This is a genomic window from Pseudomonas sp. PDM02 (assembly GCF_014852285.1).
Classification (GTDB): domain Bacteria; phylum Pseudomonadota; class Gammaproteobacteria; order Pseudomonadales; family Pseudomonadaceae; genus Aquipseudomonas; species Aquipseudomonas migulae.
Genome location: NZ_JACVBL010000026.1, coordinates 1 through 19,851 on the forward strand (window position 1 = coordinate 1; position 19,851 = coordinate 19,851).

7 protein-coding genes and 1 rRNA gene are annotated in these 19,851 nt (G+C 60.5%); 4 read left to right on the forward strand and 4 right to left on the reverse strand.

Annotated features, from left to right (window positions below):
• The 3 genes from rrf to IB245_RS28575 form a co-directional block, all read left to right on the forward strand.
• Positions 1-110: ribosomal RNA gene (gene rrf / locus IB245_RS28565) — 5S ribosomal RNA — on the forward strand; the annotation flags it as partial.
• A 153-nt stretch (positions 111-263) separates the two neighbouring features.
• Complete coding sequence (locus tag IB245_RS28570; protein WP_032832496.1) at positions 264-860, forward strand: DUF4157 domain-containing protein; 597 nt, start codon at positions 264-266, stop codon at positions 858-860.
• A gap of 107 nt (positions 861-967) precedes the next feature.
• The gene (locus IB245_RS28575) at positions 968-1,894 is read left to right on the forward strand and encodes a Gfo/Idh/MocA family protein (protein ID WP_192496323.1); all 927 of its coding nucleotides are present in this window, start codon (positions 968-970) and stop codon (positions 1,892-1,894) included.
• A 99-nt stretch (positions 1,895-1,993) separates the two neighbouring features.
• Here IB245_RS28575 and IB245_RS28580 read toward each other — a convergent pair whose 3' ends face one another.
• The 4 genes from IB245_RS28580 to IB245_RS28595 are packed head-to-tail and all read right to left on the reverse strand — an operon-like array spanning position 1,994 to position 7,953.
• Complete coding sequence (locus tag IB245_RS28580) at positions 1,994-3,514, reverse strand: hypothetical protein (RefSeq protein WP_225610022.1); 1,521 nt, start codon at positions 3,512-3,514, stop codon at positions 1,994-1,996.
• A 25-nt stretch (positions 3,515-3,539) separates the two neighbouring features.
• Positions 3,540-4,868 (reverse strand): TolC family outer membrane protein, encoded by a 1,329-nt coding sequence (locus IB245_RS28585; protein WP_192496324.1) that lies wholly within the window; start codon positions 4,866-4,868, stop codon positions 3,540-3,542.
• A gap of 1 nt (position 4,869) precedes the next feature.
• Entirely contained in the window at positions 4,870-6,210 is a 1,341-nt protein-coding gene (locus tag IB245_RS28590; protein WP_192496325.1) for an HlyD family type I secretion periplasmic adaptor subunit, read from the reverse strand.
• Positions 6,211-6,216: 6 nt separating this feature from the next.
• Complete coding sequence (locus tag IB245_RS28595; protein WP_008024527.1) at positions 6,217-7,953, reverse strand: type I secretion system permease/ATPase; 1,737 nt, start codon at positions 7,951-7,953, stop codon at positions 6,217-6,219.
• Positions 7,954-8,639: 686 nt separating this feature from the next.
• On the opposite strand from IB245_RS28595, the gene IB245_RS28600 reads away from it, so the two are divergent.
• Positions 8,640-19,469 carry a peroxidase family protein gene (locus IB245_RS28600; RefSeq protein ID WP_192496326.1) on the forward strand — a complete coding sequence of 3,610 codons (10,830 nt, stop codon included), beginning with the start codon at positions 8,640-8,642 and terminating at the stop codon, positions 19,467-19,469.
• Positions 19,470-19,851: the final 382 nt, after the last annotated feature.

Below are 19,851 nucleotides of genomic sequence, written 5' to 3' on the forward strand. Positions count from 1 at the left end.
GACCATAGAGCATTGGAACCACCTGATCCCATCCCGAACTCAGCAGTGAAACGATGCATCGCCGATGGTAGTGTGGGGTTTCCCCATGTGAGAGTAGGTCATCGTCAAGATTGAATTCCGAAACCCCAATTGCGAAAGCAGTTGGGGTTTTGTTTTGCCCGCAGGAAAGTGGCGCAAAGAAATTTAGGGATACGCTAAAGCTTTGCAGGTTGTCGATCAGTTATGGCCCACTGTTCGCGCTGCTTCCGTCCCTGGAGGTCACAATGCCGCCCATCATCACGCGCCTGGTGGCGCTGTTTGTTCTTTGTCTGACGCTTGAAGTGCCAGCCCAGCCCGGCGCCTGCCCAGCTGGCGAGAAACAAGTTTGCCTGGACGACTGCATCTGCCTGCCAGACCTGGGACAGGTGCTTGGCCCCGTGCCTGATGGTGTCTACCAGATCGCTGCACCTGCCCTGGCGCTGTGGCTGACTCAAGCCCACGCTGAAGTAGTCAACACCAGCATCCAACCCATCCCGCCGCACATCCGCGAGCAACTGCTGCGCTGGTACGAGCCCGGTGTCCTCGATGCCGCGGGCTATAAAGTCAGCGACAACGGTCAGTTCAGTGCCGCCACTGCCATGCTGCAAAACCCCGATGTCGGAGCCGTGACGCTGATCGACATCATTCTCTTCCGGGACGCTCAAACCGCAGAACAGGATGTCGCGCTCTGGGCTCACGAACTCAAGCATGTGCAGCAGTTTCAGGAGTGGGGAGTCGATGGATTTGCCCAGCGGTATACACAGGATTTCAATGCGGTGGAGGCGCCGGCTTATGCCATACAGGCCGAGGTCAGGCGGTTTGTGCGGGGAGGGGCTGACTGAAAGGTAGCGTTCACGAAACGTCAGCACGTCATCAATGACTTCCCCGCTATACAAACGTAGTCTTGTCGATTCGCTTCCCAAGACAAGAAAAAAAACAGGAGTCATTAATGCAACCGATCCGTCTCGGTCTGGTGGGCTACGGCAAGATTGCCCAGGATCAACACGTTCCAGCGATCAACGCCAACCCCGCGTTTCAGTTGGTCGCTGTCGCAACGCAAGGGCAACCCTGCGCTGGGGTAGAGAACTTTCAGTCCCTGGGCGAGCTGCTCGAAAACGGCCCGCCTGTGGATGCGATTGCGTTTTGCACACCGCCGCAAGGACGATTCGCACTGGTGCAACAAGCGCTGGCCGCAGGCAAACACGTACTGGTCGAAAAACCTCCGTGCGCCACGTTGGGCGAAGCGATGGCGTTGGTGAATCAGGTTGCAGAGCAAAGCGTCAGCGGTCTGTTCGCCTGGCATTCACGCTACGCGCCCGGCATTGAAGCCGCTCGTGACTGGCTGGCCACCCGCACCCTGCAAAGCGTACAGATCGACTGGAAGGAAGACGTGCGCAAGTGGCACCCCGGCCAGGCATGGATCTGGCAACCCGGCGGCCTGGGCGTCTTCGATCCCGGCATCAATGCCTTGTCGATTGCGACTCATTTGCTGCCACTGCCGCTGTTTGTCGAGTCCGCCGAACTGCGCGTCCCCGACAACTGCCAGTCGCCTATCGCCGCGTCCATCAAAATGTCCGACGCGCGCCACCTCGATGTCCGCGCGGAGTTCGATTTCGACCACGGTCATGATGAGCTCTGGAGCATCGAGATTCGCTGCGCCGAAGGCATCCTGCGACTGGACAACGGCGGCGCACTCTTGAGTATCGACGGCGTGCGCCAGGCCGTATCGGAGGAGGGTGAGTACGCGGCGGTGTATCGACATTTTCAACAGCTGATTGGCGACAAGGCCAGTGACCTGGATCTCCAGCCGCTGCGACTGGTCGCCGATAGCTTTTTTGTCGGCAGCCGGGCGTTGGTTGAGCCGTTCTACGATTAGTGGCTGCTCAGGTAAAGGCATTGGCGCGTCGGCAGGCAACGTGGTCTTGTGCCGAGTTCTTTCGCGCCAATCGACAAACTCTACGCCCGGGGTTGCACGCTACTCTGCTGCCTTGAGCGTGTTGACCTGAACCAGGAGCGTTGAAGTCTCGGAGGTTTCCACGAACAGGTCATAGGCCTCCAGATAGAGGTACGCATTGCTTGTCTTCAGTGCGCTATCGGTGACGCATGTAACCTTGCGCGCCAGTCCCTGCAACGAGGCAACTGTTTGTGTAGCAGGGAAGGATTCACCCACCGAACACTCAAATTTCTGCACGAAAGTTTTGCCAGCGCTGTCAGTAAATTTTTTGCTGTAGGCGATATCGCTCCCGGGTTTCAGGTTTTGCCAATCGCCATCCAGGTCGATGTCTGCAAGGTTGCTTCGCTGGTCGGTTTTGCCCGCGATCTGAGATCGGCTCGTTGCTGCAAGTTCGATCATCCCGCGCCAGCGCAGTCTCACGCTCTCGCTGCCTAACGCTCCCGTTGCCTGCTCGCGCCAGATCCCGCGAGCCGGGCCCGGTTGCAGATACAAGTCCATTGGATGGTCGTTGATCACGGCGCGCGGCACCAGTGGGGAGGAGGCGTTGTAAGTGAATTGCAAATGACTGAGCGTGTGGGTCGGTTGTCCCTGTGGCAGTGCGCTTACCTGTGCCAATAGTGGTGCCGAAGCCTCTGGCGTCAGCATGTTCGGCGGCAGTTTTTTGCGGATGACTGGCGTGGCGAGTTGCGCCATGTTGGCGGGTTCGGCGCACACGGTGCCAATCAGTCGGGCGCGTTGTTCTTTGTCCAGGGCGCTATCAAGCGGCTGAACGGGCGGTGGCAGCAAAATGTCCTCGCCCAGGCGATAAGCCAAGCGGGTGCTGGCCTGTCGGGTCGTACAGTCGACTTCGATACGCTCGAACTGGCGGCCATAGGGCTTGCCTTCGCTTTCATCCAGGCGGGTGCGGCCATAGTCGATGCCCGCCCATATCGAACGCCGCGAGTTCTCTATGGCCAGTGTGCCCGGGTCTAACAACAAGACGTCTTCGGTTTCGCCGGGCAACTGCTTCCAGGCACTGTTCCTGACTGCCTGGCACATCTGCTGGGCGATGTTGCGCGCTGGGTCTGCTGGCAGGACGTAAGGGCTGCTCCAGTCCTTTTCGCGTCGATAATCCATGGCCAAAGTCGACAAATTGCAGCCAGCGAAAAGCCGGGCCTGGGTGGCCGGCGCGGCGCCTTCGGCCGGCACGTTAACCATCACCATGGCCGTTTGGTCGAGTCTCAGCGTGGTATCCAATGGCAAAGGCCGGGCTTGTATCCGGGTCATCATGGCTTGATTTTGTACGAGGCGCTCGGCAGACATCCGCTTATAGTAATCGGCCATCCCGTTGCCTTGCAGGGCACAACCCGTGAGGGACACAGCAAAAACGGCGCCCGTCAGGCGAAATACAATACTCACGGCAAACAGCTCCTTAGCGCCCCATATCAAGACCATTTGAATCGGCTTGACCGTCAAAACCTTTAGGGCGGCGAGTGGCTGCGTTTGTTTTCGTTCTTCAGATTTTCCTGGCGGGGGCGGCGTCATCACCCAATCAGTTGCCATGACGCCTGTTCACCTGGACGCCAATTCAATTGGTGACCAACAGCTCCGGGCCGAGGTAGTCGTTGATGTGGTCGATGTCGTCGTCGCCCAGGCTGCCCACCGAAGAGGCCAGGCGCAGGCGCGACATCAAGTAACGCAGCTTCGCCTCGAACAGGTCGTGGCGTGCAACGAAGAGCAGTTCTTCGGCATTGAGGACGTCCGAGTTGGTGCTGGTGCCTCCTTCCTTGAAACCCTTGCGTGTCGACAGCAGTGAGCGTTCGTTGGACTCTACGGCCCGCTCCAGGGCGTGAATACGTTTGGCGCCGCTCTGTACGCCGGCATACTCGCGGGTCGTACCGGAGATGACTTCCTGTCGCGTGGCGTCGAGTTCGTCCAGGGCCTTGGAGCTATTGGAACTGGCCTGGCGTGCCAGCGCGCTGGTGCCGCCACCGTTGTACAGCGGGAAATTGACTTCCAGCCCGATTGAGCCGTAGCGGTTGCGTTGATTCAGCTCGGAGATGGATTGGCTATCGCCCGCGGTGTAGCCGGCAACGAAATCCAGTGTCGGCCAGTGGCCCGCCTTGACGCGCTTCACTTCTTCTTCAGCAAGGTCGCTGCTATGACGGCGCGCATGGATCAGCGGGCTGTCGGTCTGAGCCTTGACCAACCAGTCCTGCAGGTTGCTCGGCAGCAGCGGTGGCGTATCGAAAGTCGGACGCAAGGTGGTCAACGATTCGGGGGTTTCTCCGATGTACTCCTCAAGCTTGCGGCGGGCATTGATCAGGTTGTCCTGCGCTTCGATCAGCTCGGCATCGGCAAGGTCGCGGCGAGCGATCGACTCGTCGATGTCGGTGACGGTGCCGGCCCCCAGCTCCATGCGCCGTTTCGCCGAAGCGAGTTGCTCCTCGAAGGCGTTCAGCTTGGACTTGGCGAGGACGATGGTTTCGCTGGCCAACAGCACGTCGAAATAGCTTTCGGCGAGGCGCACCGCGGCGTCCTGACTCTTGGCATCGAACACCGCGACGCTGTAGTCGGCACGCTGTTTACCCTGGCGGTACTCGGCCATTTTCTGTTTGTTGAACAGCGGCTGGCGCAAGCGCACGTTGGCGCCCTTGGAGTCGTAGTCCAGATCCCTCTCGATGCCGCTCTGGCGCTGGGTGCCATTGACCTTGTTGTCGTAGGCCGAGGCACTGATCTGCGGCAGCAGACCGGCCTGGCCGATGGCGCGGTTTTCCAGGCCGGCCTCCTTTTCATGCACGGCAGCGCGATAGACGGGGCCTTGGTACTGCAACAGATCCCACGCTTGTTTGAGATCAATGGCGCTGGCAGGCAGAGACAGCGATAGCAGGCAGGCGAACAGGCAATGACGGTCCATTTCATTGTTCCTTGAAAGAGCTGTCAACACGGTCGAGCATTGGTTTCAGAAGATAGCTCATCATGTTGCGCTCGCCAGTTTTGATGGTGACGCTGGCGGGCATGCCGGGACGAATGTGATTGCTGCCAAGCAGGTTCATGCCATCGGGTGTGACTTCTACCTGAGCCAGATAGAACGGTTGCTTGCTTTCCTCGTCCATCAGGCGGTCGGCGGAAACGGTCTTCACGCGGCCGGGGATGTTGGGCGTCTGGGCATGGTTGAAGGCCGGGAAGGCAATGTCCACGGCGAGGCCGGGAACCATCTTGTCGATGGCCTGCACGGGAATCATTGCGTCGACCTGCAGCGGCTCGTTGTCCGGAACGATTTCCATGATCTTGAAGCCGGGCTGGATGATCCCGCCGACAGTCGCAATGCTCAGGGACTGGACCATGCCATCGATGGGCGATCGAATCACCGTGTGGGTCACTTCATAGTCCAGCGCACGCAAGCGGTCGGCCAGGGTGGTGTTTTCCTTGGCGGTGTCGGTGAGCTGCGATTCGACTTCCTTCAGATAATCGTGCTGGCGCTGCAGGATGCGCAGCTTGATTTCGGTGGTCTGGCTACGCACGCGAGCGATGTTGTTGAGGTTCTCGGCCTGGCCGGCGGAGAGGTCGGCATTGCTGCGCTCCAGCTCCAGCAGGCGGTTGCGCGGCACATAGCCTTCGGCAGCCAGCACGCGGGTGCCTTTCAGTTCCTGGTTGAGGAAGTTGATCTGCGAGGCGCGGGCGCCATAGACCTGTTGCAGGCCCTTGAGCTGCACTGCCGACGCCGCGAGGTTTTCCTGCAGGATGCTGATTTCGCCAGCGAGGCCGGCGCGTCGGGTGTTCAGCAGGCGTTGCTGCAGATCCATGGCAGCCAGCAGGCGGCGGTCATTCCCGAAGCGCTTGAACAGTTCGGGATCGAAGTTCACTACGTCGAGGTTGTCACGTTCCGCTTCCAGGCGGTTTTCCACGGTCTTGCTGACGATGTACTGGGCGCTGACCGCACCCTGTTCGGCAAGTGCGCGCAGCGAATCGAGGCGGACCACCTCCTGGCCTTTTTTCACGGAATCGCCTTCGCGGACAAGAATGGCCTCCACGGTGCCGCCGCTCAGATGCTGCACGGCTTTGCGATTGCTGGTGACTTTTACCGTGCCTGTCGCTACCACGCCGGCATCCAGCGGCGCCAGCCACGACCACAGGAGGAAGCCGCCGAAGCCGGCGAGCACCAGCCACAGGCCCCTGCGCACAGGTTTGGCGACGTCCAGATCTACATCGTTCCTGGGGTCGACGTGAATCATCTCGGTGTGTTGGCTCATTTGCATGATCGGTCACTCCCGCGTTTTGACGGAGGCCAGCGGAGTCGACGCGCCTGCAGGCATCACACTCGCCTTGCGCAGCGCTGCGAATACTTCGTCGCGAGTGCCGAGCATCTGCACGCCGCCGTCACGCAGCATCAGCACCTTGTCGACGGCGCAGAGCACATTGGGACGGTGGGAAATCAGAATGACGGTGGCGCCACGGTCTTTGAGTTGGGCCAGCGCATCGACCAACGCCTTTTCACCGACGTCGTCGAGGTTGGCGTTCGGCTCATCGAGCACAATCAGATTGGGGTCTCCATACAGCGCGCGGGCCAAGGCGATGCGTTGCTTCTGGCCACCGGAAAGCGGGCTGCCATCGGTGCCCAGGCGGGTCTCATAACCTTGCGCAAAACGCAGGATCATCTCGTGCACGCCCGTCGTTCTGGCGGCGCGGATGACCGCGTCGCTGTCCACTTCGCCAAAGCGCGCAATGTTGTCGGCGATGGTGCCTTCGAACAGCTCCACGTCCTGTGGCAGGTAACCGAGCCAGGGGCCAAGTTCGCCTTTGTTCCAGGTGAATATGTCCGCGCCGTCGAGGCGCACCTTGCCGGCCTGTGCCGGCCAGACGCCGACCAGAAGGCGGGCGAGGGTGGATTTGCCCGATGCGGATGGGCCGATAATGCCAAGGCTTTCACCGGGGGAAAGGTTGAAGCTCACCCCGCGCAGAATCGTGTTGTTGGTGCCGGGGGAGCCGGCGTACACATTCTCCACTGCCAGCATGCCCAGCGGCCGTTGCAGCGACATGCTCGGTGGCCGGCGCGGAAAGTCGTTGAGCATTTCATTCAACCGGCCCCAGGCCGAGCGGCAGCCAAGCAGTTGCTTCCACGACGCGATGACTTGTTCCACCGGGCCCAGCGCGCGGCCGGTAAGGATCGAGCAGGCAATCATCATCCCGGGGGTGATCTTGCCTTCGATCGCCAGCAGCGCACCGGCGCCGAGGATCAGCGATTGCAAGGTGATACGCACAAAGCGCCCGGTGCTGCTGATAAGGGCGGCACGGTCTGAGGCCAGGGTCTGCATTTCCAGAATGCGCAAATGGCTTTGGTACCAGCGCTTGCCGATCGACGGCAACATGCCCATGGCCTCGATGACCTCGGCGTTGCGCAGGTTGTTGTTGGCATAGGTGGCTGAGGAGAGGGCGGCCTGATTGGCTTCGGCCAGCGGCTTTTGCGTCGCCTTCTCGGTGAGGTAAGCCAGGCCCATCAGAATCAGCGAGCCGATGAGCGTGACCAGTCCGAGCAGCGGGTGGATCAGGTAGGCGACCAGCAGGTAGATCGGTGTCCATGGCGCATCAAAGAACGCGAACAGGCTGTTGCCGGTGAGAAATTGACGCACCTGCGCGAGATCCTGCAGGGCCTGGGCCGGATTGCCTCCGGCGCGGTTCAGGTTGCGCTCGAATGCGGCGGTGAAAATGCGTCGATTGAGGTCCATGTCGAGGCAGTTGCCGACCCGGATCAGCACACGGGTACGGAACATTTCAAGCGTGGACATCAGCAAGAACAGGCCTATCACCAGAACGGTCAGCATCGTCAACGTTGTGACGTTGCGACTGACCAAGGCTCGATCATAGACCTGCAACATGTAAACGGCTGGCGTCAACATCATGACGTTGATGACGCCGCTGAAACCCGCCAGGGAGTAAAAACTACGACGAAGTCGGAAGAGTGCGTCGGCCAGTTCGGATCGAGAGTTCGACTGCTTGTGCATTTGGCTGACCCCCTCTTCAAAAAGCCGTTTGCCCTTGCGGAGCAGCAGCTAACAGATTTAGTCCCGCGGGTAGCCGTCGATACGCAGGTTCGCTCTCGGGCGAATCTCATGCAAATTTCTGCGTTGCTCCCGTAGCAAGCAGCGTAGGTCGCGGCGAAACAATCTGAAATAACATTTCGCTCTAATGGTGCGTCAATCTTTCTATAAGTCCATTAAAAACAGCGAGTTGAGAGGCGTAGCACCGGTCGTCCGGTTTGTCCGTCGTAAAATTGACAATTTTTTGCTATCCAACTTTAGTCTTACTCATTGACGACAACCGTCCGCCTGAAGTCTGTCAACTCTTTGGCAGCGAAAAGCGCGGTGGTTCTCCGAAGGAGCACAGCATGTCGATCACTTCGTTCTACTGCAGAGGGAAGGGGCTGTTCAGCAAGTTCGCCTTGACCTCAAGTTTCCATGGCCCGCCTAGGGCCTGGGTTCGCTCTGCCTGATCGCTCAGCGAGCCATTCTTTCGCGAGTTCCGCGAATTCCAGGCGCGCATACCGGGGGCCGTACTAACGGCTTTGCCTTCCCGTGTCAGCTCTCGCCAAAAAAATGAACCTACACACTGCGCAAGCCAGCACCTGACTGGGCGCGGGAGGATTCTTTTCGTCCCGTGCCCTTCACTAAAGAAATCGAGGGCAAGCAAAATGGCCAATTTCAACAAGTCCGACCTGGAGTTCATCCTCAAACAGATTTTCATCGCAGAAGCACATGCCGACGGCGCCAGCCTCAGTGATTTGCTACCCAACAGTCAGGTGCCATTCGGCCTGCGCACCGTCGATGGCAGCTACAACAACCTGGTGACCGGGCAAAGTGAGTTTGGCGCTGCGGACAATGCTTTCCCACGCCTGCTGGACCCCTCGTTTCTGGCGTCATACTCCGGGACAGGGGATGTGATCGACCCACAACCACGGATCATCAGTAACCTGATCGTTGATCAGACCGCCAACAACCCGGCTGCGGTGGCGGCGAACGGCGGTGCCGATCCGGTCATCAGCCCAGGCCCCGATGGTGTCTTCGGCACGGATGACGACAAACAAGTGTTCTTCATCCCCAACCAGTCGGCGGACGCCGGTCTGACTGCGGGCTTCAACTCGTGGATGACTTTCTTCGGCCAGTTCTTCGACCACGGCCTCGACCTGGTCAGCAAGAGCGCTACCGATTTTGTGTTTATTCCGTTGCAGCCGGACGATCCGTTGTTTGTGCCGGGCAGTCCGACCAACTTCATGGTGCTGCCACGGGCCGTGCGTACGGCCGGCGCGGACGGAATTGTTGGCACGACGGACGATGGGCAGCTCAACACCACCTCGCCGTTCGTAGACCAAAGCCAGACTTACAGCTCCCACCCCTCGCATCAGGTATTTCTGCGCGAGTACGTCATCAACGCGGCAGGTGACCCTGTTGCAACCGGGCGCTTGATTACCAATCGCGATCTGGGCGCCGATGGCGAGTTCGGCACTGCCGATGATGGCGGCGCCGAAAATGGCGGCATGGCGACCTGGGCAGTGGTCAAGGCCCAGGCCCGTGACATTCTCGGCATCAACCTGACCGACGCTGATGTGCACAACGTGCCGCTGCTGGCGACCGACGCGTATGGCAACTTCATCCGTGGCCCGGGCGGTATGCCGCAGGTGGTGATGCGCATCAGCAACGGCGCAGACGGTATCGCCGGTACGGCGGATGACATCACGCAACTGGTCGAAGGCAACCGGGATGCTCCGATCAGTCTGGCCACCGCCGTGAGCACCGGGCATGGCTTCCTCGACGACATCGCGCACAATGCCGCGCCGGTGCTCGTCGGCGGGGTTTTGCAGGCGGATGGTGACACCGAAATCGGCAATGCGCAGCCAGTGGGCGCGGGCGGCAACAACCTGACCTACGACAACGAACTGCTCGACGCTCACTACATTGCCGGCGATGGCCGGGCGAACGAAAACATCGGCCTGACCACTGTGCACCATGTGTTCCACTCCGAACACAACCGCCTGGTCCAGCAGTCCAAGGAAACCATCCTGGCCTCTGGCGATCTGGCGTTTCTCAATGAGTGGCTGGCAGACGACGTCGCGGCAATTCCGACGACTCCCGCCGAAATCGCAGGATTGGTGTGGGATGGCGAACGGCTGTTCCAGGCCGCCAAGTTCGGCACCGAGATGCAGTATCAGCACTTGGTGTTCGAGGAATTTGCGCGGACCGTTCAGCCGCAGGTCGACGAATTCCTTGCCCCCAACGGCTATGACACCTCGATCAACCCGGCCATCCTCGCCGAGTTCGCCCACGTGGTGTATCGCTTCGGTCACTCGATGTTGACCGAAACAGTCGATCGCTTCGACCCCGAATTCAATCCGGTCCTCTCTGACCCGAACAACCCTGACGCGCAGCTCGGTCTGATCGCAGCCTTCCTCAATCCTCTGGCATTTGCCGGCAGCGGGGCTACCGCGGACGAAGCGGCAGGGGCGATCATTCGCGGTGTGACCCGTCAGCTCGGCAACGAGATCGACGAGTTCGTCACCGAAGCGTTGCGCAACAATCTGCTGGGTCTGCCCCTCGATTTGCCGGCCCTGAACCTGGCGCGTGGTCGCGACACTGGCATCCCTACGTTGAATGAGGCGCGGCGTGAGTTTTACCAGGCAACCGGCGACAGCCAGCTCAAGCCGTACATCAGTTGGGCTGATTTGGCGGAAAACCTCAAACACCCCGAATCCCTGGTCAACTTCATCGCGGCCTTCGGTACTCACGGTGCATTGACTGCGGCCGATGTGGATACGCTGGTCGAGATGCGTGCGGTCGCTGCTGCCCTGGTGTTTGGCGGCAGCGCGGTGATCAACGCCGGCACTGCCGATGAGCGTACTTTTACCGCCACTGAAGAGGATCGCCTGGCATTCCTTAACAGCTCGGGCATCTACGCCATGGTCAATGGCGTCACCACCACCGGTGTCGACGACATCGACTTCTGGGTCGGCGGCCTTGCCGAAGAGAAGATGCCGTTCGGCGGTATGCTCGGCTCGACGTTCAACTTCGTGTTTGAAACCCAGATGGAAGCGTTGCAGAACGGCGACCGTTTCTACTACCTGTCGCGTACGGCGGGCCTGAACTTCGGCACCGAGCTTGAGAACAACTCCTTCGCCAAGCTGATCATGCTCAACACCGATGTCACCCACCTGTCGAACACCGTGTTCCTGACGCCGACGTTCACTCTCGAAGTGACCCAGGCCAATCAGTTCACCGGCCTTGGCGTCGGCGGTCGTGACGACCCGACGGGCGGCATCATGATCAACGGTGTGGAAATCGTGCCGCTGGTGATCCGCGACAACCCCGACACCGTGGGCACGGACAGTAATTTTCTGCATTACACCGGTGAAGATCATGTCGTCCTCGGCGGCACCGCCGCCGATGACATCATCATCTCCGGTGAAGGTGATGACACCGTTTACGGCGACGGCGGCAACGATGTCCTCGAGGGCGGCGCCGGGAACGATGCGGTACTTGGCGGCGCGGGTGATGACATCATCACCGACTCGTTCGGCGACAACCGCCTGGAAGGCAATGCCGGTAACGATGTGATCGTGGCCGGTAAAATGGGGGTTGCGGGCAACCTGATCCTTGGCGGCGATGGCCAGGACTTCATCATCACCACCGAAGACATCACCACCACCTTCGGCGGTCAGGGTGACGACTTCATCCTCGGTGCCAAGACCAACCTGCCACCGACTGGTAACGAAGGCGATGACTGGATCGAGAAAGGTACCCAGGACGGTGCGCCTGGCGATAACGCTGCGCCGTTGCTCACTGACGATACGATCGGCAACGACATCTTTGTCGGCGGTGGTGGCTTCGACGAAATGATCGGCGAGGGTGGCGATGACATCTTTGTCGGCAGCGATGCCCAGGACAAGATGGACGGCATGTCCGGGTTCGACTGGGTGACCTACAAAAATGACCAGGTCGGCGTGACCGTCGACCTGTCCCTGGCCGCGCTGGCACAACCTCACGGCAACGCGCCAAACCAGAACACCGGGGTGTTCAATCCGGTGGGCGCTTCGCCGGCCTCGATTCTTGACCGCTTCGCAGAAGTGGAAGGCTTGTCCGGTTCGAAGTTCGGCGACGTACTCAAAGGCGATGATGTTGATGCGGTCACCATCATCAACCACGGTGGTGCCACGGGCGGTGCACTGACCAATGTGGCGTTGATCCGTGGACTGGAGCAGTTCCTGTCCGATGCCGGCTTGCCGACCACCGGCTTTGCCACGGGCAACATCATCCTCGGTGGCAATGGCAGTGACCTGATCGAGGGTCGCGGTGGCGATGATCTGATCGATGGCGACAAATGGATCAACGTCAGAATCGCAGTTTATGCCCCCGGCGACGTCAACCATACCGGCCCCGAGATCGCCAGCTTCGACAGCATGGCTGACATGATCCCGTTCATGCTGGACCGCACGTATAACCCAGGGCAGCTCAAGGCCGTGCGGGAAATCCTGCCCGGCACCTCGACGGGCGGGGCGGCGTTCGACACCGCGATTTTCTCCGGAATTCAGTCCGAGTACACGGTGACCCAGGACACCCGTGGCACAGCCAGCCTGGCGGATGATGTCTGGACGGTTACGGATACCGTTGCGGGTCGCGACGGCACCGATACCCTGCTGCATATCGAGCGCCTGCAATTCGCCGACACCCAGCGGGTGCTGGTACCGGGGCAGAACGCACAACCGACGGGCAGGCCGACTGTCACGGATGGCAACGGCGGCGACATTACAGTGGGCGACACACTGACGGTGAGCATGGCCGGCGTGCGCGATGCCAACAACATCACCGTGGGTAACCTGCAGGGTCTCGTCAACAACACTTCAGTGTCTTACTACTGGCAGTTCGAAGCCGACCCCGGCAGTGGCGTGTTCGAAGACATCATCCTGTTGCCTGCGGGTGACCTGGCGTTCCAGAGTGCCGATGGCACCTCGTTCAAGGTCTCGCCAGATCTTGCCGGGCTGTCACTGCGGGTCAAGGCGATCTACCAGGATGGCCATGGCACGACTGAAGTGGTGTTCTCGCAACCGACAGGCGTCGTGGTTCCCGGCGCACCGGTCGTGCCGACTGCACCGACACCGGTAGTCAATGCCACTGAGGGTGGCCCGGGCCTTAACATGGTCCGCTCCGACCTCAACTTCATCCTTGATCAGATCAAGATTGCCGAGGCGGAAGCGGGCGGTCAGGACATCCTCTCGCTGATCCCGAACATCCGCGCGCCGCTGGGCCTGCGTGCGGTCGATGGCTCGAACAACAACCTGATGAACCTCAATGGCATCAATAACACCGAGTTTGGTGCTGCGGATAACACCTTCCCGCGCTTGACCGATCCGGTCTTCAATCCGGCGGAAGGTGCACCTGCCGGGTTCTTTGGCCCTGGCTCGCCGGCCATTCCGGGATCGTCGTATCAGCAGACCAGCGGCAATGTGTTTGACTCGCAGCCGCGCACGATCAGCAATCTGATCGTCGATCAGACGTCGAATAACCCGGCGGCGTATGCCACGGCGTACGACGTGGGCGCGGACGGTGTGCTCAACTTCGGCGCGGAGGGTAGCGACGATGTGCTCAAGGATGGCGTACGGATAGTCGCCAGCCCCGGCCTGGATGGTCAGTTCGGTACTGGCGACGACCACGATGTGTACATGTTCGAGAACACCGCTCCGGATGCCGGGTTGTCCGCGCCGTTCAACGCCTGGATGACCTTCTTCGGGCAGTTCTTCGATCACGGTCTGGACCTTGTGACCAAAGGCGGTTCGGGCACCATCTTCATCCCGCTGCAACCGGATGATCCGCTGTATGTGCCAGGCGGCAACGCTAACTTCATGGTGCTGACCCGCGCGACCAACCAGCCAGGCGCGGATGGTATTCTCGGCACGGCCGACGACATCCATGAGCACTCCAACACCACCACGCCGTTCGTGGACCAAAACCAGACCTACAGCTCGCACCCATCGCATCAGGTGTTCTTGCGCGGCTATCTGCTGACCGACGACGGACCGATCGCGACGGGCAGGCTGATCACCAACCGTGACCTGGGAGCGGATGGCAAGTTTGGTACTTCAGACGACAGCGAAATCGGTGGCATGGCCACCTGGAAAGTGGTCAAGGCGCAAGCCAACGACATTCTGGGTATCCACCTGACCGATGCCGACGTCGATAACGCCCCGCTGTTGGCGACCGATGCCTATGGCAATTTCATCAAGGGGCCGAACGGCTTCCCGATGGTCGTGATGAAAGGCGTTGACGGTCTTGGCGGTACGGCGGATGACGTGCTTGTCGAAGGTAATCCGCTTGCCCCTATTGACCTGACCAATGCTGTGCGCACCGGTCACCAGTTCCTCGTCGACATTGCCCACAATGCCGCGCCGGTGTTCATCGGTGGCGTGCTCGCGCCTGATGGCGATTCTGAAACTGGCAACGACGTGCCGGTCAATCCGCAAACCGGGGCCAACCTGGCCTACGACAACGAGTTGCTGGATGCGCACTACATCGCTGGCGACGGCCGGGTCAACGAGAACATCGGCCTGACGGCGGTGCATGCGATCTTCCACTCCGAGCACAATCGGCTGGTCGCGCAAACCAAAGACACCGTGCTCGACTCGGGTGACGTGGCTTTCCTGAACGAGTGGCTGCTCAATCCAGTGAGCGCGTTGCCGGTCAATCAGGCGGAGATCGATGCGTTGGTATGGAATGGCGAACGCCTGTTCCAGGCGGCCAAGTTCGGCACCGAGATGCAGTATCAGCATCTGGTGTTCGAGGAATTTGCCCGGACCATCCAGCCTAACGTCGATCTGTTTTTCGCACCGACCCAGGTCTATGACGTTGACCTCGATGCCTCGATCGTCGCCGAGTTCGCCCACACCGTGTACCGGTTTGGCCACTCGATGCTGACCGAGACCGTCGATCGCTTCGACGTCGATTTCAACGTGATCGGCGATCCGAACAGTGCTGATCCCGATCAGCAACTGGGCCTGATCGCAGCGTTCCTCAACCCGTTGGCGTACGCCGCCAGTGGCGTGACACCTGAGGACGCGACCAGTGCGATCGTGCGTGGGATCACTCGGCAAGCCGGTAACGAAATCGACGAGTTCGTCACCGAGGCGCTGCGCAACAACCTGCTCGGGCTGCCGCTCGACCTGCCGGCGATCAACATCGCCCGTGGCCGCGACGTGGGGATTCCTTCACTCAACGCGATTCGCCGCGACATCTACAGCCAAACCGGTGACACCCAACTCAAGCCGTACACCAGCTGGGTCGACCTGGTGCAGCACCTCAAACATCCGGAGTCGTTGATCAACTTCATTGCAGCCTATGGCACCCATGAGACGATCACGACGGCGACCACGCTGGAAGGCAAACGCGCTGCCGCCATGGCACTGGTGTTCGGTGGTACGGGGGCGCCGGATGACCGCCTGGACTTCCTCAACGGCACCGGTGACTGGACCAACGTAACGCGGGCCGGCAAGGATGGCGTGCTGGGAACAGCCGACGATCTGAAGGGCGTGACTATCACGGGGGTCGATGCCATCGACCTGTGGATCGGCGGCCTGGCCGAAGCGAAAACGCCGTTTGGCGGCATGCTCGGCTCGACGTTCAACTTCGTGTTCGAGAACCAGCTGGAAAAACTGCAGGATGGCGACCGCTTCTACTACCTGGAACGTACCGCTGGCCTGTCGATGAATGCCGAGCTTGAAAGCAACTCGTTCGCCAAGCTGATCATGGCCAACACCTCGGCCACGCACTTGCCGGGCCTGGTGTTCTCGGACGTTGCGTTCTATCTGGAAAGGGACCAGAGCAAGCAATTCAACGAAGGCCTGGGCAATGCCGATCCGCTTGGCGAAAACGGCGAGCAGGTGGTGTTCCGCGACAACCCGCTGACCGCAGGGCCGGACGCCAACTACATCAAATACACCGGTGCAGAGCACATCGTGATGGGCGGCACCAACAGCGCCGATATTCTCATCGCGAGTGAGGGGGATGACACGGTCTGGGGCGACGGCGGCAACGATCGCATCGAAGGCGGTGACGGCAACGACCAACTGCGCGGTGGCTCGGGCGACGACATCATCACCGACAAGGGCGGCGACGATAACATCCAGGGTGGCGACGGCAACGACGTGCTGCACGGAGGCAACGGCGTCAACCTGATCATCGGCGGGTTCGGCAATGACTTCATCGTGACCGGTGAGGACGCCTCCGAAGCCATTGGTGGTCATGGCAATGACTTCATCCTGGGCAGCAAAGCCAACGAACAGGACATGGGTAACGAAGGCGACGACTGGATCGAGAAGGGCACTTCGGACGGTGCACCTGGCGACAACTTCGACCCGCTCGGCAACGACCCTATCGTCGGCCACGATGTGTTCATCGGTGGTAACGAGAACGATAAGTTCAACGGCGAAGGCGGCGATGACATCATGGTCGGCAGTCTCGGCTTCGGTGATCGCTATATCGGCGGCTCCGGCTTCGACTGGGCAACCTTCAAGGGGCTCGCACAGGGCGTGACCATCGACTTCACGGACCGTTTCTTCGATGTTCCGCCAGTACCGGGTTCAGGTGCTTCGGCGCTGGTGCGTTTCGACATCATGGAAGGTCTGTCGGGTTCGTCGCACGGTGACTTCCTGCGCGGTGATAACGAAGACGCCACATCGCTGCCTACTGCGGGTGCAACCGGCAGTGTGCTGACCAACATCGACCTGATCAACGGCCTGGCGGATCTGCTGCCAGCCGGAGCGACGTTCTTCGATGGCGGCAACATCATCCTCGGCGGTAGCGGCAGCGACCTGATCGAAGGTCGCGGCGGTGACGACATCATCGATGGTGACAAGTGGCTGAACGTACGCATCAGCGTACGGGCGAACGCTGACGGCACTGGCGATGAAATCGCCACGTTCGACAGCATGGAGCCACTGGTGCCGTTTATGCTGAACGGCACGTACAACCCTGGCCAACTGGTCATCGTGCGGGAGATTCTGACCGGCACTGACAGCTTCGATACGGCGTTGTTCTCCGGTACTTTGGGGGAATACGGCATCGAAATCGATGGCGACACTGTCATCGTGACCGACTCGGTGCTTGGGCGTGATGGCGTCGATCGCCTGACGGGCATCGAGCGTCTGCAGTTCGCTGACGTTGCGATACCGTCCGGAGTCGGCACCGTGCAAAACAGCGACCCATCGGGTCACCTGGCAATCCTCGATGCGACTACCGGTGTGCGTGAAGATACGCCGGTCGCCGGCCAGTTGTTGCGCGTCAGCGGTGCGGGGGTACACGACGCGGACAACCAGAGTGCGGCCAATCCGACCGGTGCGGTAACCGGTGGGGTGGCTTACTACTGGCAGGTCGAAACCATTCCCGGTACGGGCGTCTATGAAGACATCACCTTTGTCGCCGCTGGTGAGGCAACGCGGGCGACTGGCTCCACCTTCCTGGTGGGGCCTGATGAGGCGGGTCTGAACATCCGCGTCCGGGCGGTGTACCAGGATGCCAAGGGTACGCTGGAGATCGTCGAATCGTCCGGCAACAGTGAACCGACCGAAGGGGCAACCGTTACCGGGCTTGCCGTGCAGAACCAGCTGTTGACCGCTGACACGTCGACCATCGTCGACGCCGATGGCCTGAGCAATCCGCAGTTCACCTACCAATGGCAGGCGAACGACGGGCTTGGCTTCGTCAACATCGCCGGCGCTACCGGTAGCACGTTCGCGCTTGGCCAGGCTCAGGTCGGGCAGGAAGTGCGCGTGATGATCGGTTACGTCGATAACTTCGGTGTGGCCGAAAGCGTTGCGTCCAACATCCTGGGACCGGTGGACAACGTCAACGATGCACCGACAGGCGCGTTGCTGATCAGCGATACGACACCGGATCAAGGGCAAGTGCTGACGGCGCTGACTGCCGGGATTGCCGATGTGGACGGGCTGGGCACCTTCAGCTACCAATGGCAGCAAGGTATCGGTGCTTCCTTCTCCAACATCAACGGCGCGACGGCCTCGACCTTCACTCCTGGTGTGGCGCAGGGCAACCTGCAAATACGGGTGATCGTGCGCTACACCGACGGCTTCGGCACGCTGGAGACGTTGACTTCCGCGGCAACTGCGGCGGTTGCGGTGCTGAGTGGCGTAGTGCTGCAAGGTAACGCACAGGCGAACACCCTCACCGGCGGTGCCGGTAACGATGTGCTGCTTGGCCTGGGCGGGAACGATACGCTGAATGGCCTGGCCGGTACCGACCAGCTGTTTGGCGGCACTGGCAACGACATCCTCAACGGTGGAGACGACAACGACATCCTCAATGGCGAGGACGGTAACGACACCCTCAACGGCGGGCTCGGCGCGGATGCCTTGAACGGCGGTGCCGGTAACGACACCTATGTGGTCGACAACGTCGGTGACCTTATCACCGAGGCGGTGGGTGGCGGTACCGATCTGGTGCAAACCGCCTTCACGAGCTACCAGCTCGGTGTCAACGTCGAGAACCTGACCTATACCGGCGCCGGTAACTTCACAGGTACCGGTAACGCGCTGGCCAACACCATCACCGGCGGGGTGGGTAACGACCTCCTCGATGGCGGTGCGGGTGCTGACCGGATGGTGGGGGGCGCGGGCAACGATACCTACATCGTCGATGCAGCCACAGACGTGGTGGTCGAGGTAGGGGGTGGCGGTACGGACACCGTGCAGACTTCGTTGGCCAGCTACACGCTGGGCGGTAATGTCGAGAACCTGACCTACACCGGAGCCGGCAACTTCGTCGGCAGCGGCAACGGGTTGAACAACGTCATCACCGCCGGGGCGGGTAACGACACCCTCAATGGTGGCGGCGGCAACGACATCCTCACCGGCAACGGTGGTAACGACACACTCAACGGCGACGGCGGTAACGACCAACTGTTGGGTGGCATTGGCACCGATACCCTGAACGGTGGCAATGGCGATGACAGCCTCGACGGAGGTGACGGGGCGGATACATTGAATGGCGGGGCAGGCAGCGACACGCTGCTCGGCGGGCTGGGTGATGACAGCCTGGATGGCGGTACCGGCAGCGATGTGCTCCAGGGCGGCGATGGCAATGACACGCTGCTCGGTGGAGACGCTAACGACACCTTGCTGGGTGGTATCGGCAATGACTTTATCGATGGCGGTACAGGCAACGATACAGTCACGGGCGGTGCCGGCAACGACATGATGGTTGCCAGCAATGGCAACGATATCTTCATGTTCTCAGCGGGCTTCGGGGTCGATCAGATCATTGGCTTCGATGCCAACGCGGCAGGAGGGCAGGACCGCCTCGATATCTCCGCGATGAACATCACGGCTGCGACCTTTGCCGGCAGCGTCACCATCGCCGATGTCGGTGCGGATACCCTGGTCAGCTTCGCTGGTGCTGACTCCATCCGCCTGGTCGGTGTGGCCGATGCGACAACCGTCACTGCCACCGACTTCATTCTCACCACTTGAGGTACTGATCAGCACGTTTGAAAAAAAGCGTGGAAAGCGGAAGGGAGGGCAGCGATGCCCTCCCTTTTTTTATGAGAAGCGTCTGGTCGTTTGTTCAACTGGCAATGCGTGAACCAACCTGGCAGGGCGGTCTGTCAGACAGTGGGAAGCACTCGATCAACAAATGACCTGGGAGTGGGGAGTGGGGAATCAGGCTTGAGCATTTCAGCGAACTGCGCGATGAGCAGCTTGTTGGTTTCGCTTGCCGCTTCTGCTATCGGGGGTATTCCCGACTTCAATCGGGACTTCACCCGATCCGCAACACAAACAGCGCTTAACTGCTGAACCAGGTGAACAGACTCCAGAATGCCCCTATGGCAAAGATGAGAAGCATGAGTGCCAA

Bases quoted from the DNA above. Each gene is read 5' to 3' on its own strand.
- IB245_RS28570 (WP_032832496.1), top strand. From the start codon at position 264: ATGCCGCCCATCATCACGCGCCTGGTGGCGCTGTTTGTTCTTTGTCTG.
- IB245_RS28575 (WP_192496323.1), top strand. From the start codon at position 968: ATGCAACCGATCCGTCTCGGTCTGGTGGGCTACGGCAAGATTGCCCAG.
- IB245_RS28580 (WP_225610022.1), bottom strand. From the start codon at position 3,514: ATGGCAACTGATTGGGTGATGACGCCGCCCCCGCCAGGAAAATCTGAA.
- IB245_RS28585 (WP_192496324.1), bottom strand. From the start codon at position 4,868: ATGGACCGTCATTGCCTGTTCGCCTGCCTGCTATCGCTGTCTCTGCCT.
- IB245_RS28590 (WP_192496325.1), bottom strand. From the start codon at position 6,210: ATGCAAATGAGCCAACACACCGAGATGATTCACGTCGACCCCAGGAAC.
- IB245_RS28595 (WP_008024527.1), bottom strand. From the start codon at position 7,953: ATGCACAAGCAGTCGAACTCTCGATCCGAACTGGCCGACGCACTCTTC.
- IB245_RS28600 (WP_192496326.1), top strand. From the start codon at position 8,640: ATGGCCAATTTCAACAAGTCCGACCTGGAGTTCATCCTCAAACAGATT.